This is a genomic window from Paracoccus sp. FO-3 (genome assembly GCF_006386455.1).
Classification (GTDB): domain Bacteria; phylum Pseudomonadota; class Alphaproteobacteria; order Rhodobacterales; family Rhodobacteraceae; genus Paracoccus; species Paracoccus versutus.
Map to the genome: position 1 here is coordinate 21,212 of NZ_VCBQ01000041.1, position 21,456 is coordinate 42,667.

A 21,456-nucleotide genomic window follows, 5' to 3' on the forward strand; every position below is an offset into this window, starting at 1 on the left:
TTCCCTGCGGGCCGGGACGCAGCGAAGGACAGCCCATGGCGCGCAAGATCATCATCGACACCGACCCCGGCCAGGACGATGCCGTGGCGATCCTGCTGGCCCTGGCCAGCCCCGAGATCGAGGTGCTGGGCCTCGGCGCGGTCGCCGGCAACGTGCCGCTGCACCATACCCAGCGCAATGCCCGGATGGTCTGCGAACTGGCCGGCCGACCCGACCTGCCGGTCCATGCCGGCTGCGACGCGCCGCTGCACCGCAAGCTGATCACGGCCGAGCATGTGCATGGCAAGACCGGGCTCGACGGCGTCACCCTGCCCGAGCCGACCATGCCGCTCGCCCCCGGCCATGCCGTCGATTTCCTGATCGAGACCCTGCGCCGCGAAAAGCCGGGCAGCGTGACGCTGGTGCCGATCGGCCCCCTGACCAATATCGCCACCGCCTTCCTGCGCGCGCCCGACATCATCCCGCGGGTGCAGGAAATCGTGCTGATGGGCGGCGCCTATTTCGAGGTGGGCAACATCACCCCCACCGCCGAGTTCAACATCCATGTCGATCCCGAGGCGGCGAAGATCGTCTTTGCCAGCGGCGCACCGCTGACGGTGATGCCGCTCGACGTGACGCATCGCGCCCTGACCAGCCGCGCCTGGGTCGAGGGCATGCGCGCCATGGGTCGCGTCGGCCAGGCCGTCGCCAGCTGGACCGATTTCTTCGAACGCTATGACCGCGAGAAATACGGCAGCCAGGGCGCGCCGCTGCACGACCCCTGCACCATCGCCTGGCTGCTGAAGCCCGAGCTGTTCACCGGCCGCTATATCAATGTCGAGATCGAGACCCAGGGCGAATACACCCTGGGCATGACAGTCGCCGACTGGTGGCGGGTCAGCGGCCGGACGCCCAACGCCACCTTCATCCGCGAGGTCGAGGCCGATGCCTTCTTCGCGCTGCTGACGGAACGGATCGGCGATCTGGACCGCAGGGTCGGATAGCAGCCACACCTGCCGCGGGCGGGTGGGGGTTTATTCCTCCGCCCCGCCGGGCCTGGGGTCGGGTGCCGCGGGGGGCTCGGAGGCCGCATCGTCCCGCGCCGCATCGTCTCCCGGCACCGACAGATCCTGTCCCGAGCCATCCTGCGCCGCATCGTTCCCCGTCTGCACCGGCGCATCCGCCTTGGGCGGGTCGGCCAGCGGGCCCGCGCCGTCCCCCGGCTGGGGGTCGGGTTCGGGTGCCGCCGGGGATTCGGGGGCCGCATCATCCCGCGCCGCATCGTCACCCGGCGCCCGCGCGTCCTGCCCGTCCTGTCCCGAGCCATCCTGCGGCGCGCCGTTCCCCCTCTGCACCGGCGCATCGGCCTTGGGCGGATCGGCCAGCGGGCCCGCGCCGATCTCGCGGTCGATGCGCTCGATCAGCACCTCGGTGACGTCGATGGATTGCGAGGCGACGAAGATCGCGCGCTGGTCCAGCACCACCACCGCGCCCCGCTCGCGCATCACCGCCGCCAGGACCGGCAGCACGGCGCGGAAGAAGGCCTGGCGCTCTTCCTCGGCCTCGGCCTGCAAGGCGCGGGGGGCGGCGTCGCGGGCGCGGCGCACCTCGACCACGCGCTTGTCGAACTCGTCGGCCCGCTTGCGGAACTCGTCGGGCGGCAGGGTCTGGCGCAGCGCCGTCAGCTCCTGCTCCTCGGCGGCGAACTGCTCGACCAGCCGCTCGTTCTCGGCCGCGATCTCGCTTCCGCGCCGCTCCAGCTCGGCCTGCACGCGCTGGCCCCAGCGCGAATGCAGATACAGCGCATCCTGGTCCAGCGTCAGGACCGGCAGCACCGCCTGGCCGTTCGGGGGCGGCGTCTCGACCACGATGGGCGCCGCCTCGGGCGTGGGCGTCCCGGCCTGCCCGGAAGGCTGCTCGGGCACGGGCTGGGCGGGCGCGCGCGCCGGCACCGCCAGCAGCGCGGCCAGGGCCAGCGCCGCGATGCCGCGTCCCCCTGCCATCAGAACCGGGTCGAAATCGTCAGGTCGAAGGACTGCTCTTCGTCGTAATCCTCTTTCTTGAGGGCCTTGGCGAAGTTGAAGCGCAGCGGCCCGATCGGCGTGGTCCAGAAGATCGAGGCGCCGACCGCGGCGCGGACCTTCATGCCGTCGTCGACCTCGACCCCGTTGGTGCCGCTGGTCCGGTCCAGCCCCCAGACCGAGCCGGCATCGGCGAAAAGCCCGCCGGTGATGCCGTATTCCTCGGGCAGGCCCAGAGGGAATTGCAGCTCGGTGCGCAGCGCCCAGAAATAATTGCCGCCAAGCGCATCCTCGTTCGGCGCCGCCAGGTCACGCGGACCCAGGCCGTTCGGCTCGAAGCCGCGGATCTTGCCGTTGCCGGTAAAGCGGTTCAGGAAACGGCTGTCCTCGTCGTCCAGCATATGCACGGCCCCGGTCTCGAACTCGGCCAGCATGGTCACGTTCTCGCGCCAGGCGCGGCTTTCGACGCCGGCGTAAAGCGTGCTGGTGACGGATTTCACGTCGCCGCCCAGGCCGGCGAAATCCTGGCCGGCGCGCAGCCGGTAGCTGGTCACCGGGTCCAGCCCGGCGATGCGGCTGTCATAGCTGTAGGTATAGCCAAGCGCCGAGGTGAAATAGCCACCCTGCTCGTCATAAAGGATCTGCGACGAACCGACGAAGTTGCCTTCGGAATCCTCATGAGGCTCTTCGACGTCGAACAGCGTATCCTTGCTGAGCTTGTAGCGCAGTTCCAGCCGGCCGTTCTCGGAAACCGGGAATTCGATTCCGGTCAAGAAACCCACGGTGCGGGTGTTGTAGTCGGAATTCAGCCGGTCGGTTGTGTTGTACCAGGCCTGCACCCGCGCCCGCAGGTCGCGGCCGAGGAAATAGGGCTCGACGAAGGTCAGGCCCGAGCTTTGCGTATCCGTGCCGGTCGAAAAGGCCAGGTCCACCTGTTGCCCGCGGCCCAGGAAGTTCTTTTCCGACAGCGAGATATTGAAGCCGACGCCGGTCGAGACGCCATAGCTGACGCCGAAGTTCAGGCTGCCGGTCGGCTGCTCCTCGACGTTCACGTCGACGATCACCTGCTCGGGCGTCGAGCCCTGGCGGCTTTCGGCCTGCACATCGGCGAAATAACCCAGCGCGCGCAGCCGCTCGGCCGAGTTGCGGATCTCGCGCGGGTTGAAGGGGTCGCCCTCTACGGTGGCGAACTGGCGCCGGATCACCTCGTCCAGGGTGGTGGTGTTGCCCTCGATGTCGATGCGCTCGACGAAGACGCGCGGGCCGCGGGTCAGGGCAAAGGTCAGGTCCAGGGTCTGGCTGCGCTCGTTGCGGGTGACGCGCGGCTCGATACTGACGAAGTCCAACCCCTTGCGCAGCGCCAGCGCCTCCATCCGGCGGATGGTGGTGTCGATGTCGGTCGGGTTGTAGACCGCGCCGCGCTTGACCCGGTTCTGGGCGGCGAATTCCGCCGCATCGACGCCGGGAATTTCGCTGACGGTGTTGATGGTGCCGAAGGTATAGCGCGGGCCTTCGTGGATCTGGAAGGTGATGTAGAAGGCGTCGCGTTCCCGCGCCAGTTCCGGCGCCACCGCCTGCACGCGGAAATCGGCATAGCCGCGCGAGCGGTAGAAATCGGTCAGCAGCTTTTCGTCCAGCGGCACCCGCTCGGGGGCGAAGGTGTCGCGGCGGATGAAGGTGCGCAGGATGCCGGCCTGCTTGGTTTGCAGCACGTTGCGCAGCCGGCGGTCGGAAAAGGCGCGGTTGCCGACGAAGCCGATGCGCTCGATCTCGGTCACGTCGCCTTCGCGGATCTCGAAGACCAGGTCGACCTGGTTGCTGCCGCGGCGGATGATGCGCGGATCGACGCGGGCGGCCAGGCGCCCCTGCGAGGCATAGACCTGGCTGATCGCGGCGGCATCGGCCTCGGCCTGGGCGGGCGAATAGACCCGGCGCGACTGCGATTTGACGATCTCGGCCAGGTTCTCGTCCTTGAGCCGCTTGTTGCCTTCGAAGGCGACGGTGTTGATGGTGGGATATTCCGCCACCCTGACCACCAGCGTCCCGCCCGAGGGCACCAGTTCGACCGTCTCGAACAGCCCGGAATTCTGCAGCCGCTGCATGGCGTCGTTCAGCGCCCCGGCCGAGACGTCCTGGCCGCGCGGCAGGTCCAGGTAGGAGAGGATCGTGGCCGGCTCGATGCGCTGGTTGCCTTCGATCCGCACGTTGCTGAAGACAAGGGCCGAGGCGGGGGTCGCCACCATCGCGACCGGCGCGGCCACCGCCAGCGCCGAGATCAGCGCCAGCGCGCCCTTGCCGAGTTTCCTGTCCGTCATCGCCGCCCCTCGCGAATAATGCATTGCCCGGCGGGTTTGCCCCGCCATATTTGCCCCGATGGATACCGCGAAGCGGGCCATGCTGTCAAAAGCCTAGCGCCGCTCAGGGGCAGAAAAGATCGTTGGTGAGGCCCAGAACCATCAGCGACAGAACCGCCGCCAGCCCCAGCGCCGACAGGATGTCCATCACCCGGTCCGAGGGGCGCCGCCCCGCCACGGCCTCGTAGAGATAGAACATCAGGTGCCCGCCATCCAGCACCGGCACCGGCAAGAGGTTCAGGAAACCGATGGCCGCCGACAGCACCGCGATCCACCAGATGAAGTTGCTGCCCCCCGCCGAAGCCGCCTGCCCCGTGGTCTCGGCGATCGAGATCGCGCCGCCCAGGTTGCAGCTGCCGATCTGGCCGGTGATCATCGCCCAGAGCCCCGAGACGGAGGAGGCGATGATGTCCCAGGTGCGCGCGGCGCCGATCCCCAGCGCCTCGGCGGCGCCGGCGGGCCGGGTCGCCGGCTCGAAATAGGTGCCGCCGCCGGTCACGCCGATCAGCCAGCGCCGGGTATAGCCGTCGTCGGTGGGCAGATCCTGCTCGCGCGCGGCCAGGGTATAGTCGGCCTCGCCCTCGCCCTCGCGCCAGACCTTCAGCAGCACCGGCCGGCCCTCGGCCTTGGCCACATGCTCGCGCAGCTCGTCGAAGCGCGAGACGGGGGCGCCGTCCATGGCCAGGATCACGTCGCCCGGCTTCAGCCCCGCCGTGGCCGCCGGGCTGCGCGGCGCAATGCCGATGACCAGCGGCGGCATCGGATGCGGGCCGGGCACGGTGATCCGCGCGCCGTCGCGCAGCACGGTCCAGTCGTGGCTGGCCCGCGCGGGCAGGTCGGCCGCGGCCGTGCCGAGGTCGCGCCAGCTTTCGACCGGCCGGCCGTCCAGCGCCAGGACGCGGTCGCCGGTCTGCAGCCGCATCTCGATGCCGGGCGGCGTCGGGTGCAGCCGGCCCACCTCGACCTCATCGACCGGCAGCCCTTGCCAGATCGCCATGCCGGCAAAGACCAGGATCGACAGCGCGAAGTTGAAGACCGGACCCGCCGCCACCGTGGCGAAGCGCGCCCAGAGCGGCGCGCCGGTCAGGCTTTGGCGCGCACGGGCCGGCTCGACCGGCACCGAGCCGGCGCTGGCCGCATCCGCATCGCCCAGGAAGCGCACATAGCCGCCCAGCGGCACTGCCGCCACCTGCCACAGCGTGCCATGCCGGTCGCGGCGCGAGACCAGCCGCGGCCCGAAGCCCAGCGAAAAGCACTCGGCCTTGATGCCGCAAAGCCGGCCGACGATGTAATGGCCATATTCATGCACGGTGACGATGACCGACAGCGCGACGACAAAGGCCGCCGCGGTCCAGAGGAATCCGCCCATCGCGTCCAGAACCAGGCTCATGCCGCCCCCTGCCATTGCGCCGCCGCACGCCGGGCGAAGCCGTCCCAATGCAGCACCTCGGCAAGGTCGCGCGGGCTTTGCCCGAAACCCGCCTCGCGCGCGGCCAGCGCCAGCGCATGCTCGACCGCCGGGGCCATGTCGGTAAAGCGGATGCGCCCGGCGATGAAATCGTCCAGCGCCTGTTCCTTGGCGGCGTTCAGCACCGCGCCGGCGGCGCCGCCCGCCTCGATCGCCTCGCGCGCCAGGCGCAGGGCGGGCCAGCGCGCCTCGTCCGGCTGGGCAAAGGTCAGGCTGCCAAGCGCCGCCAGGTCCAGCGCCGGCACCGGCAGCGGCGCGCGCGCCGGCCAGTTCAGCGCATAGCCGATGGCATGGCGCATGTCCGGCGCCCCCAGATGCGCGATGCTGCCGCCGTCGCGATGCGTGACCATGGCGTGGATGATCGACTGCGGATGCACCAGCACCCGCAACCGCTCGACACCAAGGCCAAAGAACTCATGCGCTTCAATGACTTCCAGCGCCTTGTTGAACATGCTGGCGCTGTCGATGGTGATGCGCTGGCCCATGTCCCAGTTCGGATGCCGGCTGGCCTCGGCCACGCTTGCCTGCGCCAGCCGCTCCAGCGGCCAGTCGCGGAAGGCGCCGCCCGAGGCGGTGATGGTCACATGCTCGACGCTTTCGAGGTCTTCTCCCTGAAGCGCCTGGAATATCGCGGAATGTTCGGAATCGACCGGCAGGATGCGGGCGCCGGTCTCGCGGGCGCGGGACATGACCAGCGGCCCGGCGGCGACCAGGGTTTCCTTGTTGGCAAGCGCCAGCGTGCCGCCGCGGTTCAGCACCTCCAGCCCCGGCGGCAAGCCGGCGGCGCCGACGATGGCGGAAAGCGTCCAGTCGGCGGGACGCGCGGCGGCCTCGGCCACGGCCCGCGGCCCCGCGGCGGCCTCGATGCCGCTGCCGGCCAGCGCCGCGCGCAGCTCGGCCAGGCATTGCGGCCAGGCGGTGACGGCGATCTCGGCCCGAAGCGCGCGGGCCATCTGGGCCAGGCGCGCGACATTGGCGCCGCCGGTCAGGGCAATGGTGCGGAACCGCTCGGGCCCGCCGGCCCGCATCACCAGATCGAACGCGCTTTCGCCGACCGACCCGGTCGCGCCCAGCACCGATATGCTGCGCATGCTCTCAGCCTCCGATCACGGGTAAAAGATTGCCGATCAACAACACAAGCGCCACCAGCAGCGCCCCGGCCATGGCGTCGAACCGATCCATCGCCCCGCCGTGGCCGGGGATCAGGTCGGAACTGTCCTTGACCCCGACCCGGCGCTTGAGCCAGCTTTCCGCGATGTCGCCGAACTGCCCGGCCAGCGCCAGCAGCGGGCCCAGCACCAGCACCGGCCAGGGCGCCTGCCCGGCCAGCAGCAGGACCAGCGCCAGCACCAGCGCGCCCACCCAGCCGGCGATGGTGCCGCTCCAGGTCTTCTTGGGGCTGATGGCGGGCCAGAAGCGCGGACCGCCAAAGCGGCGGCCGATGAAATAGCCCAGCACGTCCGACAGCACCACGGTGCCGACGATCCAGGCCAGCGTCGGCAGGCCCATCACCTCGCGGATCACCACCAGCGCATAGCCCGCGCCCAGGATCGCCAGGGTGAACAGCAGATAGGCCGGGCGTTCGTGTTCATGCGTGCCGTGCCAGCCGGCGATCATCGGCACCAGCGCCAGCGCCATCGGCCAGTCGCCCGGCAGCACCAGCATGGCCAGCATCACCAGCCCCGACAGGATGCCGATCAGCACCGGATGGCGCGGGCTGCGGAACTCGGGGTGGCGCCAGCCGGTCAGCCGCGCCAGTTCCCACATCATCGCCCCGATCACGACCGAAACGCCCAGCCGGATCCACAGCCCCGAGGACAGCAGGAGCAGCAGCCCCAGCATCGCCAGCACCACGCCCGACAGCAGGCGCGGCCAGAGATCGGCCCATTTGTCGCGCCCGCGCTGCAAGGCGCCGCGCAGCCGGCCCGGCCGTGGCCCGCCCCCGCTCATGCGCCGCCGAAGCGCCGTTCGCGCAGCCCGTAGCGGTCGAGGATCTCGGCCAGATGCTCGGGCGTGAAATCCGGCCAGAGCGTCTTGGTGAACTCATATTCCGAATAGGCCGCCTGGAAGGGCAGGAAATTCGAGGTCCGCGTCTCGCCCGAGGTGCGGATCACCAGGTCCGGGTCGGGATGGCCGGCAGTGTCCAGGCAATCGGCCAGGTCGGCCTCGGTCGGCTCGGCCACCTCGCCCCGCGCGATGCGGCCGGCCAGCCGCGCCGCGGCACGGGTCAGCTCATCGCGGCCGCCGTAATTGATCGCCACGGTCAGGTTCAGCCGGGTGTTGCCGGCGGTGCGCGCCTCGATCCCGGCCATCAGCCGCTGCAGCTTGGGCTCCAGCCGCTCGCGCCCGCCGATGAAGCGCATGCGAACGCCCTCGGCGGAAAGCCCGTCGGCCTCGCGCTCGATATAGCGGGCGAAGATGCCCATCAGGCCCAGCACCTCCTCGGTCGAGCGCTTCCAGTTCTCGGTCGAGAAGGCATAGACCGTCAGCCAGTTCACCCCCAGGTCGGGGCAGGCGCGCACGATCTGCTTCACGCGCTCGGCGCCGCGCCGATGCCCGACCAGCCGCGGCCAGCCCCGGTTCTTGGCCCAGCGGCCGTTGCCATCCATGATGATGGCGACATGACGGGGCCGCTGGTCCCCTCCGCCGGGCTTGGACAGGCTGGCTGCGATCTCGGCCATGCGTCAGACCTGCATGATTTCGGCTTGCTTGGCCTCGAGCGCCTGGTCCACCGAGGCGATCATCTTGTCGGTCAGTTCCTGCACGGCGCCCTCCCAGAATTTCTGCTCATCCTCGGACATGCCCGAGGACTTGGCCTTCTTGATCTGGTCCATGCCGTCGCGGCGCACGTTGCGGATGGCGACGCGGGCGTGTTCGGCATATTGCGCGGCGACGCGGGTCAGTTCGCGCCGACGCTCCTCGTTCAGCTCGGGGATCGGCAGCATGATGATGGTGCCGTTCAGCTGCGGGTTGATGCCCAGGCCCGATTCGCGGATCGCCTTCTCGGCCTTGCCGACCAGCGCCTTGTCCCAGATGTTGATCGTGACCATGCGCGGCTCGGGCACGTTCACCGTGCCGATCTGGTTGATCGGCGTGGGCGAGCCATAGGCATCGACCATGATCGGCTCGACCATGCTGGCCGAAGCGCGGCCGGTGCGCAGCGAGGCGAATTCATGGCGCAGGGATTCCATCGCGCCCTTCATGCGGCGTTCCAGGTCGTCGGTGTCGATCTCGATCTCGTCGGACATGCTCGGTCATGGCCTCTGTGCTGTGATTTTCGCCGCTTTTAGCCGAGCCACGCCGACATGGCAAAGCCTATACGGGTTTTTCAGCCATGCACGCGCGTATATGTGCCGGTGCCGGCCAGAATTCCACGGAAACCGCCCGGTTCGTCCAGCGAGAAGACGATGATGGGCAGATCGTTGTCGCGCGCCAGCGCGATGGCCGAGGCATCCATGACCCCAAGATGCTTTTGCAGCACCTCGTCATAGGTCACGTCGTCATAGCGCCGCGCGTCGGGGAATTTGTTCGGATCCTTGTCATAGACGCCATCGACCTTGGTGCCCTTGAAGATCGCCTCGCAATTCATCTCGTTGGCGCGCAGCGTGGCGGCGGTGTCGGTGGTGAAATAGGGGTTGCCGGTGCCGGCGGCGAAGATGCAGACGCGCTTCTTCTCCAGATGCCGGACGGCGCGGCGGCGGATATAGGGCTCGGCCACCTCGTCCATGCGGATGGCCGAGATCACGCGGGTATGGATCTTCAGCGCCTCCAGCGCCGCCTGCATGGCCAGCGCGTTCATCACCGTCGCCAGCATGCCCATGTAGTCGGCGGTCGCCCGCTCCATGCCCTGCGCGCTGCCCTGGAGGCCGCGGAAGATATTGCCGCCACCGATGACCATGCAGATCTCGACGCCCATGTCGTGGACGGATTTGACCTCCTGCGCGATGCGGGCGACGGTCGGCGGGTGCAGGCCATAACCCTGGTCCCCCATCAGCGCCTCACCCGAAATCTTCAGCATCACGCGCGAATAGCTTCCGCGGGTCTTGGACGCGCTTTCCGACATGGTTCACCTTTTTTGCGGCAGTTTCATTGCCGGGCAAAATGTCGCAAACAGGCCCCATGTTCAACCACTGCCGACCCGACCCGAAATGACCCTGCGTCACCCGATCCTGGCCGGGCTGGACCCGGCGCGCCATGTCCTGATCGCCGGGCCCACCGCCAGCGGCAAATCCGCCCTGGCGCTGGAGATCGCCGAGCGGCAGGGCGGCACCATCGTCAATGCCGACGCCTTGCAGGTCTGGTCCTGCTGGCGCGTGCTGACCGCCCGGCCCACGGCAGAGGACGAGGCGCGCGCGCCGCATGCGCTTTACGGCCATGTCGCGCCGGGCCGCGACTATTCCGTCGGCGCCTGGCTGGCCGAGGTGGCGGCGCTGCTGGACCGCGGCCGGCTGATCGTGACCGGCGGGACCGGGCTTTACCTGAACGCGCTCAGCCGCGGGCTGGCGGCGATTCCCGCCACCCCGCCGGAAATCCGCGCCTGGGCCGACCAGCTGCTGCGCGAGCCCGGCGGATTGGCGCGCATGGTCGCGGATCTGGACGCCCCGACCCGCGCCCGCATCGACCTGAGAAACCCGGTGCGCGTCCAGCGCGCCTGGGAGGTGCTGACCACCACCGGCCGCGGCATCGCCGCCTGGCAGGCCGAGACGCCGCCGCCGCTGATCGACCCCGCCGCCGCGCATCTCTTGGTGCTGGACCCCGACCGCGACTGGCTGGCCGGACGCATCGACCGCCGCTTCCGGCTGATGCTGGACCAGGGCGCGCTGGACGAGGTGCGCGCCCTGCTGCCGCGCTGGAGCCCCGATGCGCTTTGGGCCAAGGCCATCGGCGCGCCGGAACTGGTCGCGCATCTACGAGGCGAGATCGACCTGGACGAGGCGATCCGCCGTGCGGTCATCGCCACCCGGCAATATGCCAAGGCGCAGCGCAGCTTCTTTCGCGGGCGGCTGGGGGATTGGCCCCGCATCGGCATCGGCCCCTGACCGGCGCGCCCGCGCAAGCAGGAGGGCGCGCGGAGGCTCTATCTCAGCATTGATCCCCTGACCGACGCACCGCGCAAGCAGGGCAAGACATATTAATCTTTTAGCAACCCTGGGATGACTATATCCTTCATCGACTCGCGTCGTGGGGATAGCCTTTGGTCATGGATTCGCTGAAAGCCGCGGCTGATGGATGAAGCCCGCCGCCACATCGTCCCGCCCGATCCCGTCCTGGCGCGGCTGGCCGCGGCGGGCGTCAATATCGGCACGATCCTCGAACCGGCGGATACCGATCCCCGGTTGCCGGCGCCTGCCGCCCCCGCGGGCCGCCCGTCGGTCCTGTCGCCCACCGTGGTCGGGCTGGCCGAGGCGGGCGGGCCCCGGCCCCGTTCCCTGCTGCCGCAGGGCCGGGCGGGCGACGGGCTGCGGCTGATCCCGCTCGCCGGCCTTCACTGGGGCGGGCCGGTGCGAAGCCCGGCTGCGCCGCGCAGCCCGCGGGTCCGCGGCGACCATGTGCTGCTTCGCCCGACCGGCGGCATGGTCGCGATCATGTTCCCGCGCCACCACCATGCGCTGCCGGCCGGCCGCGTCGCCTTCATCCCCGCGGGCACCGCCTTTTCGCTGAAGCCGCCGCCCGAGGTGCGGGGGCTGGCGCTGCTGATCCCGCCCGCCCTGTGCCGCGGCCTGGCGCTGCCCGCGCAGATGCGCCACGGCCTGCCGGCGGGCGCGGATGCAGATGCGGATCTGCTGGATCGGGCCATGGCCGCGCTGGGATCAAGGGCGCCGCACGACAAGGCGCAGGATGCCGCCACCGCGCGCGAACTGGCGCAGATCGCCACGGTGCTGTCACGGCTGGACGAGGGGCCCGGCGGGGGCCGATCCACCCCCTCGCCCGCCAGCCTGGCCGAGGCGCGGGCGCTGTCCGGGCATTTCCTGCAACTGGCGCGGGCCGAGCTGCAATCCGGCCAGACCATCGCCGAACTGGCGCGGCGGCTGGGCTGCTCGCTGGCGCAGCTGGACCGCGCCTGCCGGCTGAGCCGGGGACGCAGCGCGCTGGAGCTGCTCTACGACCTGCGGCTGCAATGCGCGACCGAGGCGCTGCGCGACGGCACCCAGCCGGTGGCCGAGATCGCGGACCGGCTGGGTTACAGCGGGCTTGGCCATTTCATGCGCGCCTTCCTGGCCGCTACCGGCCGCACGCCCCAGGCCTATCGGGCGCTGATGCAAGAAGGCCGCAGCCGCCCCGGCGAGCGCCCGGCCGGCTGAACCCCGCGCATTCGGCTGGCGTGAACGCCCCCGCGCGGTTCCGGCATGGGAACCCGGCATGCCAGACCGGCGACGGGAAACGGCGTCGCGCCCCGTCGGAAATGGCCGAGGGTTAACGTAAAAAAGCCCGCCGGCTCGCGCAGTTGCGCCACCACCGCGGGCTTCGACAAGAGGCCGCTCTGCGGACCGCGGCAATGGGATCGCAGATGAAAGGCCCGATGGCGCAAAGGCTCGCCGGGGCGGGCGTGCCGCCGCCGCGCGGGCTTCGGCAAGCCAAGGCCCCATGCTCGCCGCGACCGAGAGAGGCTGTCAAAGCGCCTCGAAGGCCGCCCTTTGCCGGTCCGTCCAGCGCAGTCGCAGCCGCACGCCCTCTTCGGCCACCTCCTCGGCGACGATCACGCCCTGCTCATGCAGCCAGGCCCGGCGCCGGCCGTCCGAATGCGGCAGCACCAGTTCGGCCTCGCGGCGCGGCTCGTCCAGGGCTTCGGCCAGCCGCGCCTCGATGGCGGCCAGCAAATCGTCCAGCCCCTCGCCCGACAGGGCCGAGATCGCCTGCACGCCCTGGGTCCGCGCATCGGTGCGCCGCAGGGCGGCGCGGGTCTCGGGCGACAGCGCGTCGATCTTGTTCCAGACCTCGATCAGCGGCACGTCCTCCTCGACGCCCAGCGAATCGAGGATCTCGCCCACGTCGCCGGCCTGCTCCTCGGTCTCGGGATGGCTGATGTCGCGGACATGCAGGATCAGGTCGGCGGCCAGCACCTCTTCCAGCGTGGCGCGGAAGGCGGCAACCAGCTCATGCGGCAGGTCGCTGATGAAGCCCACCGTATCCGACAGGATCACCCGCCGGCCGCCGGGCAGCACCATCTGCCGCATGGTCGGGTCCAGCGTGGCGAAAAGCTGGTCCTGGGCCAGGACCTCGGCCCCGGTCAAGCGGTTGAACAGCGTGGATTTTCCCGCGTTCGTGTAGCCGACCAGCGCCACGATGGGATAGGGCACCTTGGCGCGGGCCTTGCGGTGCAGCTCGCGGGTCTTGACCACGCGCTCCAGCTGCCGGCGCAGGCGCACCACCTGCTCGTCGATGGCGCGGCGGTCGGCCTCGATCTGCGTCTCGCCGGGGCCGCCCACGAAGCCCAGGCCGCCGCGCTGGCGTTCCAGGTGGGTCCAGGCCCGGACCAGCCGCGTGCGCTGATAGGCCAGCGCCGCCAGTTCCACCTGCAACACGCCCTCGCGCGTCTGCGCCCGGTCGGCGAAGATCTCGAGGATCAGCCCGGTGCGGTCCAGGATCTTGACGCCCCATTCCTTTTCCAGGTTGCGCTGCTGGACCGGCGTCACCGGCCCGTCGATCAGCACCAGCTCGGCCCCCTCGCCCTCGGCGGCGGCCTTCAGGTGCTGGCCGATCTCTTCGCGCTTGCCCTTGGAGAACAGCATGCCCGGATCGGGGCTGCGCAGCCGCGTCACCTCGGCCCCAGCCACCTCGATGGCGGGCAGCGCATGGGCCAGGGCCACGGCTTCCTCAAGCGCCAGTTCGGGCGAGCGGCGGGTGCGCGAATTGCCCAGATCGGGATGGATCACATAGGCGCGTGTCGGGCGCTCGCGGGTTTCCGTCGGTTCGCCCAATCAGTCCTCGCCCTCATAGAGGCTGATCGGCTGCCCCGGCATGATGGTCGAGATGGCGTGCTTGTAGACCAGTTGCGACTGCCCGTCGCGGCGCAGAAGCACGCAGAAATTGTCGAACCAGGTAATGACGCCCTGCAATTTCACACCATTGATAAGAAAAATCGTCACCGGAACCTTGCCCTTGCGGACATGGTTCAGAAAAGCGTCCTGGAGGTTCTGTTTGTCGCCGGCCATTCGATGCACCTTGTTCTTATCGCTGGTTTTCAAGACTTAGGCGAGCGGGCGGCGGCTTGCAAGCATGTGATCCCGCCTAGCGCCGCCAATATTCGGGCGAAACCAGCGCCAGGATCGCCAGCGTCTCGACCCGGCCGACGACCATGGCGCCGGCCAGAACCGCCTTGGTCAGCGCCGGCAGCCCGGCCCAGCCCGCCCATGGCGCCCCCGCCATGCCGGCCGAGCCCTGGAAGGTCGGGGTCAGCGGAATCGCCCCGGCCAGCGGGCCGGTATTGGTCAGCGCCGCGATGGACAGGATGGTGGCCGAATCGAACTCGATCCGCTGCAGCGAGATCAGCATCACCGTCACCGCGATCGAACTGGCGAACAGCATGAAGAAGATGAAGGCCAGATAGGCCCCCTCGCGCCGCAGCCGCCGCGCCATCAGCCCACCGCCGCCGACCGAGGCGGGATGCACGATCCGCTCCAGCTCGCGCTCGGAATGGCGGGCCAGCGCATAGACCCGGAGCAGCTTGACGCCGCCCGCGGTGGTGGCGACGCCGCCGCCCATCATCGCCAGCCCGGCCAGCATCAGGCCGGGGGAACTCAGCCCCGACCAGTTGCGCGCGCCCTGCCATTCGACCGAGTTCCAGCCGGTCGTGGTCAGATAGCTCAGCCCGTTGAAGATCCCGCCCCAGGCGGCCGAGGCGGCGCTGTCGAGCGTGTCCAGCACCCCCTTGGCCCCGGTCGGGGAAACGCCGATGGCCCCGGCGAAATGCCGCGCGAACAGCAGGGCCGAGACCAGCAGCACCACGCCCGCGGCCATGCGCAGCTCGGGATCCTCGATCCAGCTCTCGCTGGCCTTCAGCTCGCCCCCGCCGGGCCAGAAGCGGCGCGACAGCGCCGGGATCAGGAACAGGAAGATCACCACCTCGCCGGCCATGCCGCTGCCCTGCCCGGCGGGGCCGGCGACGGGGCTGATGCCGCTGGTCGACAGCGTGCCCATGGCGCGGGTCAGCGCCACCAGCCCGGTCTCGCCCAGCATCAGAAGCAGCGTCCACATCAGCAGCGTCAGCCCGGCATAGACCGGCAGCACCACCCTGCCCGCCCGCATCACCCGATGCACCGGGTCGGCCAGTTCGGTCTGGAAGGCGGGATGCGACCGCTGGCCCAGGATCGAGGGCTCGGCCGAACGCGGCAGCCGCTCGAACCTTTCGCTGCGGCCATAGGGCGAGGACATGATCTCGAAGCCCCCCACCCGCAGCGGCGCCAGCAGCGCGATGGCCGCGACCAGCATGAACAGCCCGCCCAGCCAGCCGACGATGGCGCGCCACAGGTGCAGCGGCGCCGGCAGCAGGTCGGCCGAGTAGAGCGAGGCGCCGGTGGTGGTCAGGCAGGAGATCATCTCCCACCAGGCATTGAAGAAGCCGGTGTCGGGCAGGGCCATGGCAAAGGGCACGGCCAGCATGGCGGGCAGCAGGACCATGGTGCCCAGCATGGTCAGAAGCACGCTGCGCGCCCGCGGCCCTTCGGGCCGGTCGGCGGTGGCCAGGCCCAGGATCGCGGCCAGGATCACGAAGATCCCCGCCGCACCCAGGAAGATCGAGCCGGTCTTGTGCTCGTCCAGCGCATGGGCGTAGAGCCCCGGCAGCACCATGGCCAGCGCGCCGATCCCCCCCAGGATCACGATCAGCGGCAGGCGCAGCAGCAGTCTCATCCCGGCACTCAGAAGAAGTCGATCGAGACCTGAAGCAGGCGCTCGACCTCGGGGATGTCGGAGACGAGGGCAAAGATCACCACGATGTCGCCCTCCTCGATGCGCAGGTCGCCCGTGGGCTTGACCACGCGGTCGCCCTTGCGCACCGCGCCCATCAGCGCGCCTTCGGGAAAGTCGATGTCGCGCACGGCCCGCCCGGCGATGGGCGAGGTCGAAAGCACCTGCGCCTCGATCACCTCGGCCTCGGCATCGCCGATGGAATAGATGTCGCGCACCCGCCCGTGCCGGATATGGCGCAGGATGGTCGAGACGGTGCTGGCACGCGGGTTGATGAAGGCGTCGATGTCCAGGGGCTCCATCAGCGACATCAGCGTGGGGTCGTTGACCAGCGAGATCGCGAGCTTCGCCCCTGCCTGCTTGGCGCGCACCGCGGCCAGGATATTGGTCTTGTCGTCGTCGGTGATGGCCAGGACCGCATCGGCGCGCGGCACGGCCGCCTCCTCCAGCAATTCGGCCGACAGTCCGTCGCCGTTCAGCACGATGGTGCGGTTCAGCGCATCGGCGGCATCCTCGGCACGCGCGCGGCTGCGCTCGATCAGCTTGACGCGGATGCGCTCGGGGCGCGCCTCGAGCGATTGGGCGACGGCAAGGCCCACGTTGCCCGCGCCGATGATGACCACGCTTTCCTGCTTGGCCATGGGCTTGCCGAAGATCTCGAGCGTGCGCGGCACGTCCTCGGCCAGGGTGAAGACATAGACCTGGTCGCCCTCGAAAAGCTGGTCGCCCGGCTCGGGCGCGAACAGCTTGCCGCCGCGCCGCACCCCCGCCACGATGGCGCTGAGGCTGATGAACATGTCGTTGAGCTGGCGCAGGGGCGTGTTCAGCACCGGGCTGTCGGGCTCGAGCGAGATCCCCAGCAGATGCAGCCGCCCCTCGAGGAAGGTCTCGGCATCGAAGGTCGAGGGCGCCGAAAGCCGCTGCATCGCCGCCCGCGCCACCTCGCGCTCGGGGCTGATGACGACGTCGATGGGCAGGTGGTCGGTGCGGTAGAGATCGGAATAGATCGCGTCCAGATAGGCCGAGCTGCGCAGCCGCGCGATCTTGCGCGGCACCTGGAAGACGGAATGGGCGACCTGGCAGGTGACCATGTTGACCTCGTCCGAATGGGTCGCGGCGATGATCAGGTCTGCGTCCCGCGCCCCCGCCCGGTCCAGCACGTCGGGGTGGCTGGCAAAGCCGGTCACGCCCTGCACGTCCAGCGCATCGGTGGCGCGCCGGATCAGCTCGGCATTGGTGTCGATGATGGTGACATCGTTGCGCTCGCCCGCAAGATGGCGTGCGATGTGCCAGCCGACCTGCCCCGCCCCGCAGATGATGATCTTCATTCCGGCCCCGGTTCATGCCCTTCGTGAGGCGCGATCCTAGCGCGCGGCGCGGGCGACGGATACAGGGAAAGCGTCAGGACCACCCGTGCGCCTTTGATGCGTGCTGGACGGTCGCATGGGTATTTGCAGAACGAAGAAGTCGTTAAGGGTTTTTCAATCTTTTGCGCCTAGCCTGGTTGCGCGGTACAGGCTGGGGAGCCGATGACCGCGAACGGAGAAGTCGCCCCGGTCATTTGGCCAAAACCTGTCCCGCCTGAACCGTGGGGGTGGCCGGGGCGCAGTTTCCGGCCTTCTCTGTTCCATAAATACCCATGAAACCGCGCCACCGGCATGGCACCGCCATCATTTCCCCATCAGCTCCTCCTCGACGCGCATGCCGCCGACGACGCCGAGCGACTTGAGCTTGCGATGCAGAGCCGAGCGCTCCATGCCGACGAATTGCGCCGTGCGGCTGATATTGCCGCCGAAGCGGTTGATCTGCGCCAGCAGGTATTCCCGCTCGAAGAGTTCGCGCGCCTCGCGCAGCGCCAGGCTGGTGATCTGCGGGCCGAGCGCCAGGGCCTCGCTGGTGCTGGTGCTGCCGTTCTGGCCTTCCAGTTCCGAGGGCTGAATCGGCCCGGTGCCGTCGCCCAGGATCAGCACCCGTTCGATCACGTTGCGCAACTGGCGAATATTGCCCGGCCAGTTCATCGCCTGCAGCGCGGCGCAGGTCTCCTCGGGCAGCGCGCGCGCCGGCAGGCCCTGGGCCGCATGGAACTGCTCGATGAAATGCGTGGCCAGCAGCGGGATGTCGTCGCGCCGCTCGGCCAGCGAGGGCACCGCCACCGGCACAACGTTCAGCCGGTCGTAAAGCTCCTGACGGAAGCGGCCGGCGGCAATCTCGGCCGAAAGGTCGCGGTTGGTCGAGGAGATCACCCGCAGGTCCACCCGCACCTTGTCGGTGCCGCCGGCGCGCTGGAACTGCTGCTCGGTCAGCACGCGCAGGATCTTGGGCTGGGTGCCCAGCGGCATGTCCGCCACCTCGTCGAAATAGATCACGCCGCCATGCGCCTGTTCCAGCAGGCCCGCCTCGATGCCGCGCTCGGGGGTTTCGCGGCCGAAGAGCACCTCTTCCATGTGCTCGGGCTCGATGGTGGCGCAGGGCACGGTGACGAAGGGCTCGCGGGCGCGCGGGCTTTGGGCGTGGACATAGCGCGCGGCGATTTCCTTGCCCGCCCCCGGCTCGCCGGTCAGCATGACCCGGCCGTTCGATTTCGCCACCTTGTCGAGCTGTTCGCGCAGCCTGCGGAAGGGCGCCGAATTGCCCAGCATCTCGGCCGCCCGCGCCTCGCCGCGCTTCAGCGTCGAGTTCTCGCGGCGCAGGCGCGCCGTCTCCATGGCGCGGCGGATCACCACCAGCAGCTGGTCGATGTTGAAGGGCTTCTCGATGAAGTCGTAGGCGCCCTGCTTGATCGCCGCCACCGCGATCTCGATATTGCCATGGCCCGAGATGATGACCACCGGCACCTCGGGATTGTTGCGCTTGACCTGCTTGAGGATGTCGATCCCGTCCATCTTGCTGTCCTTGAGCCAGATGTCGAGGATCATCAGCGCCGGTTCGGCCGCGTTCAGCTCGGCCACCGCCTGGTCGGAATTGGCGGCGAGGCGGGTCGAGAAGCCCTCGTCGCGCAGGATGTCGGAAATCAGTTCCCGGATGTCCCGCTCGTCGTCGACAATCAGAATATCGCTCATTTCATTGCTTCCTGCTCGTTTTTCTGGCGGCGCGCGGAAAGCCGCACCGGCTGGCGTTCGCGCGGCAGGCGGATTTCGGCCATGGCGCCGCGTCCTTCGGGAGTGTCGGTCAGCATCAGGCTGCCGCCGTGTTCCTCGACGATCTTCTTGACGATCGGCAGGCCGAGGCCGGTGCCGCCGGGCTTCATCGTCACATAGGGCTCGAACAGCCGGGTGCGGTCCTGCGGCAGGCCGGGCCCGTTGTCGGCGATGCGGATCGTCACCGCATCGGGGGCCGAGCGCAGCGAGACGCGGACCTGCGGCACCCAGCCCTGGGGCGGGTTCGCGCGCAGCTCGTCCAGCGCCTCGCCCGCGTTCTTCAGCAGGTTGGTGAAGACCTGCCGCATCATGCCGGCATCGGCATCGACGATCACCGGCTCGTCGGGGATGTCCGAGACCAGCGCGCCTTGCAGCGCGTCGCGCTGCATCAGCTCGGCATCGCGCAAGAGCTTGGCGATGTCGGTTTCCTTGCGGTCGGGTTCGGGCATGCGGGCGAAGCGGCTGAATTCGTCCACGATCCGGCGCAGGTCGTTGGTCTGGCGGATGATGACCTCGGTGTATTGCTCCAGCGCCTCGCGTTCCTCGCCGGCGATGGGGCCGAACTTGCGCTTGAGCCGCTCGGCCGAAAGCTGGATCGGGGTCAGCGGGTTCTTGATCTCATGCGCGACGCGGCGCGCCACGTCGCCCCAGGCCGCCATGCGCTGCGCCGAGACCAGGTCGGTCACGTCGTCCAGCGCCACCACATAGCCTTCCAGGCCGCCGGCCGCGCCGCGCCGGATCGCCATGCGCACCAGCAGGCTTTCCACCCGGCCCTCGCGGGTCAGGCGGATCTCGTCCTGCACCGATTCGTTGACCGATTGCGCCAGCCGCTCGAACAGCGGCGCGAATTCCGGCACCGCCTCGGAGAGCAGCCGGTCATGCGCCGTCGCCGGGTCGAGGCCCAGCAGCCGGGTGGCCGAGCGGTTCAGGAAGTCGATCTCGCCCGCCGCATCGAGGCCGATCACCCCGGCCGTGACCGAGGACAGCACCGAATCGAACAGCCGGCGCTGGTCGTCGGCGGCGCGGTAGCTTTCGACCAGCTCCTGGCGCTGCTGCTTCAACTGCCGGGTCATGCGGTTGAAGCTTTCGCCCAGGGTCTGGATCTCGTCGCCGGTATCGGGGGCGGGGATCTGGAAGTCCAGGTTGCCCTCGCCCACCTGCTCGGAGGCCTCGGCCAGCCGGCCGATGGGCCGCGACAGCCGGTCGGCGAACCACAGGCCCAGCCACATCGCCGCCGCCACGAGAAGCAGCGCAAAGCCCAGGTAGAGCAGCGAGAACTCGAACAGCACCCGGCCGCGTTCCTGTTCCAGCCGCTGGTATTCGCCCACCGTCTGCCGGGTGTCGTCCAGCAGGCCCAGCAGGCTGCCGTCCACGTCGCGGGTGACGTAGAGATAGCGGTCCGCCAGCGGCACCAGCGGCACCAGGGCGCGGAATTCGTTGTTCTGCCAATCCTCGATCAGCACCAGGCCCCGCATCGCCGCCTCGTCGAACTGGGCGGGCGAGGGTTCCTCGTACCAGAACTGATAGCTGCGCTCGCCCCGCGCGCGGATGGTGCCGCGGCCATCGACGATATAGGCCTCGCGCAGCCCGCGTTGGATCTGGCTTTGATAGTCCGACAGCAGCAGCCGCAGGTCGCCGTCGTCCAGCATCGGGTTCTGCCGCGCGGCCTGGGTCAGCGCCCCGGCCAGCAGCTTGGCGTCGTTGGTCAGGTCGCGGCGATGCTCGTCCTGATAGGCCTCGGCGGCCGAGAGCGAGGTCGAGACCACCTGCTGCACCCGGTTCGAGAACCAGCCCTCGAGCCCGATGTTCACCGTCAGCCCGGCAAACAGCGCCACCAGCACCGTCGGCACCAGCGCGATGGTGGCAAACACCCCGACCAGCCGCATGTGCAGCCGCGAGCCCGCCGCCGACTTGCGCCGCGCCGCGACGATCCGCGCCATGCGCGCCACCACCAGGCCGGTCAGCACGATCAGGTAGAGCAGGTCCGCCAGCAGCACCAGCCGTAGCACAGACCCGCCCGAGGTGGCGCCGGCGAAAGGCCCCATCACGGCAAAAGTCAGGCCCGCCAGCGCCGGCCCCAGCAGGGCAAGTCCAAGCGTCGCGGTATTGCGATAAAGCCGCAGGCGCCGCAGCCTTGCGACGCGCTCCCATGTGTCCCTGGACAGCGTTCCCGCCACCTTTGCCCGTCCTCACGGTTTCGCCGCTGTGCCGCAGCCTTTCTGTGGCCGTTAAGCGACTCTCGCAAGGCCATCTGTGGCTGTTTTACATCAGTTTGCGGCGCCGTGTCACCTCGATATTCAGGTCGGTCAGTTTCTTGCGCAGGGTATTGCGATTGATGCCCAGAAGATCGGCACAACGCAGCTGATTGCCGCCGGTCGCGTCCAGCGCGATCTCGAGCAGCGGCTTTTCGATCTCGCGCAGGATGCGGTCGTAAAGGCCGGGCGGCGGCAGGTCGTCGCCGTGCAGGTCGAAATAGCGTTGCAGATGCATCTCGACCGATTGCGCCAGGCGCATGTTCGCAGGCTCGCCCAGCGGCGGGACCGGCGCCGCGGCGGGACCGGCCGGTGCCGCGGCGGGGCCGGCGGCCGGGG

18 protein-coding genes are annotated in these 21,456 nt (G+C 69.5%); 3 read left to right on the forward strand and 15 right to left on the reverse strand.

The annotated features are described in order from the left end of the window. Nucleotides 1-35 precede the first annotated feature (35 nt). Nucleotides 36-983, forward strand: coding sequence for a nucleoside hydrolase (locus tag FE811_RS13075; RefSeq protein ID WP_116220781.1), 948 nt, complete (start codon nucleotides 36-38; stop codon nucleotides 981-983). Nucleotides 984-1,013: 30 nt separating this feature from the next. Here FE811_RS13075 and FE811_RS28275 read toward each other — a convergent pair whose 3' ends face one another. The 8 genes from FE811_RS28275 to pyrH all read right to left on the reverse strand — a co-directional run bounded on the left by FE811_RS28275 (nucleotide 1,014) and on the right by pyrH (nucleotide 9,885). Further along, complete coding sequence (locus tag FE811_RS28275) at nucleotides 1,014-1,982, reverse strand: OmpH family outer membrane protein (RefSeq protein WP_244294888.1); 969 nt, start codon at nucleotides 1,980-1,982, stop codon at nucleotides 1,014-1,016. Continuing rightward, the gene (gene bamA / locus FE811_RS13085) at nucleotides 1,982-4,315 is read right to left on the reverse strand and encodes an outer membrane protein assembly factor BamA (protein WP_036754698.1); all 2,334 of its coding nucleotides are present in this window, start codon (nucleotides 4,313-4,315) and stop codon (nucleotides 1,982-1,984) included. Before bamA ends, FE811_RS28275 begins: the two co-directional genes overlap by 1 nt. Before the next feature lie 103 nt (nucleotides 4,316-4,418). After that, nucleotides 4,419-5,744 (reverse strand): RIP metalloprotease RseP, encoded by a 1,326-nt coding sequence (gene rseP, locus FE811_RS13090; RefSeq protein WP_116221675.1) that lies wholly within the window; start codon nucleotides 5,742-5,744, stop codon nucleotides 4,419-4,421. Next, the gene (gene dxr, locus FE811_RS13095) at nucleotides 5,741-6,913 is read right to left on the reverse strand and encodes a 1-deoxy-D-xylulose-5-phosphate reductoisomerase (RefSeq protein WP_036754701.1); all 1,173 of its coding nucleotides are present in this window, start codon (nucleotides 6,911-6,913) and stop codon (nucleotides 5,741-5,743) included. Before dxr ends, rseP begins: the two co-directional genes overlap by 4 nt. Nucleotides 6,914-6,917: 4 nt before the next feature. Further along, nucleotides 6,918-7,772 carry a phosphatidate cytidylyltransferase gene (locus FE811_RS13100; protein WP_116220780.1) on the reverse strand — a complete coding sequence of 285 codons (855 nt, stop codon included), beginning with the start codon at nucleotides 7,770-7,772 and terminating at the stop codon, nucleotides 6,918-6,920. Continuing rightward, complete coding sequence (gene uppS, locus FE811_RS13105) at nucleotides 7,769-8,503, reverse strand: polyprenyl diphosphate synthase (RefSeq protein ID WP_072462786.1); 735 nt, start codon at nucleotides 8,501-8,503, stop codon at nucleotides 7,769-7,771. The genes FE811_RS13100 and uppS overlap by 4 nt, the downstream gene beginning before the upstream one ends. A 3-nt stretch (nucleotides 8,504-8,506) precedes the next feature. Beyond that, nucleotides 8,507-9,070, reverse strand: a complete 564-nt coding sequence (frr, locus tag FE811_RS13110) for a ribosome recycling factor (RefSeq protein WP_140847837.1) — start codon at nucleotides 9,068-9,070, stop codon at nucleotides 8,507-8,509. An 80-nt stretch (nucleotides 9,071-9,150) separates the two neighbouring features. Continuing rightward, a complete protein-coding gene (pyrH, locus tag FE811_RS13115; protein ID WP_024844453.1) occupies nucleotides 9,151-9,885 on the reverse strand; it encodes a UMP kinase in 735 nt (244 codons plus the stop codon). Nucleotides 9,886-9,970: 85 nt separating this feature from the next. Between pyrH and miaA the strand changes: the two genes are divergently transcribed. Together miaA and FE811_RS13125 are read left to right on the forward strand one after the other, a co-directional pair. After that, nucleotides 9,971-10,861, forward strand: coding sequence for a tRNA (adenosine(37)-N6)-dimethylallyltransferase MiaA (gene miaA, locus FE811_RS13120; protein ID WP_116220779.1), 891 nt, complete (start codon nucleotides 9,971-9,973; stop codon nucleotides 10,859-10,861). 186 nt (nucleotides 10,862-11,047) lie between these two features. Beyond that, a complete protein-coding gene (locus FE811_RS13125; protein WP_116220778.1) occupies nucleotides 11,048-12,124 on the forward strand; it encodes an AraC family transcriptional regulator in 1,077 nt (358 codons plus the stop codon). Between the two features lie 309 nt (nucleotides 12,125-12,433). Here the strand turns inward: FE811_RS13125 and hflX are convergent, their stop codons facing one another. The 7 genes from hflX to FE811_RS13160 form a co-directional block, all read right to left on the reverse strand. After that, nucleotides 12,434-13,741, reverse strand: a complete 1,308-nt coding sequence (gene hflX, locus FE811_RS13130) for a GTPase HflX (protein WP_116220777.1) — start codon at nucleotides 13,739-13,741, stop codon at nucleotides 12,434-12,436. Beyond that, entirely contained in the window at nucleotides 13,742-13,975 is a 234-nt protein-coding gene (gene hfq / locus FE811_RS13135; RefSeq protein ID WP_010394165.1) for an RNA chaperone Hfq, read from the reverse strand. It abuts the gene before it with no gap. A 76-nt stretch (nucleotides 13,976-14,051) separates the two neighbouring features. After that, on the reverse strand, nucleotides 14,052-15,671 hold the full coding sequence (locus FE811_RS13140; RefSeq protein ID WP_036754716.1) for a potassium transporter TrkG: 1,620 nt from the start codon (nucleotides 15,669-15,671) through the stop codon (nucleotides 14,052-14,054). An 8-nt stretch (nucleotides 15,672-15,679) separates the two neighbouring features. Continuing rightward, nucleotides 15,680-17,056 (reverse strand): Trk system potassium transporter TrkA, encoded by a 1,377-nt coding sequence (gene trkA / locus FE811_RS13145; RefSeq protein WP_036754718.1) that lies wholly within the window; start codon nucleotides 17,054-17,056, stop codon nucleotides 15,680-15,682. Nucleotides 17,057-17,398: 342 nt separating this feature from the next. After that, nucleotides 17,399-18,787 carry a sigma-54 dependent transcriptional regulator gene (locus tag FE811_RS13150; RefSeq protein WP_036754721.1) on the reverse strand — a complete coding sequence of 463 codons (1,389 nt, stop codon included), beginning with the start codon at nucleotides 18,785-18,787 and terminating at the stop codon, nucleotides 17,399-17,401. After that, complete coding sequence (locus FE811_RS13155; protein ID WP_114535482.1) at nucleotides 18,784-21,042, reverse strand: PAS domain-containing sensor histidine kinase; 2,259 nt, start codon at nucleotides 21,040-21,042, stop codon at nucleotides 18,784-18,786. The genes FE811_RS13150 and FE811_RS13155 overlap by 4 nt, the downstream gene beginning before the upstream one ends. A gap of 85 nt (nucleotides 21,043-21,127) precedes the next feature. Beyond that, nucleotides 21,128-21,456 (reverse strand): helix-turn-helix domain-containing protein (locus tag FE811_RS13160; RefSeq protein WP_305034190.1); only part of this gene is annotated, 329 nt, incomplete at its 5' end.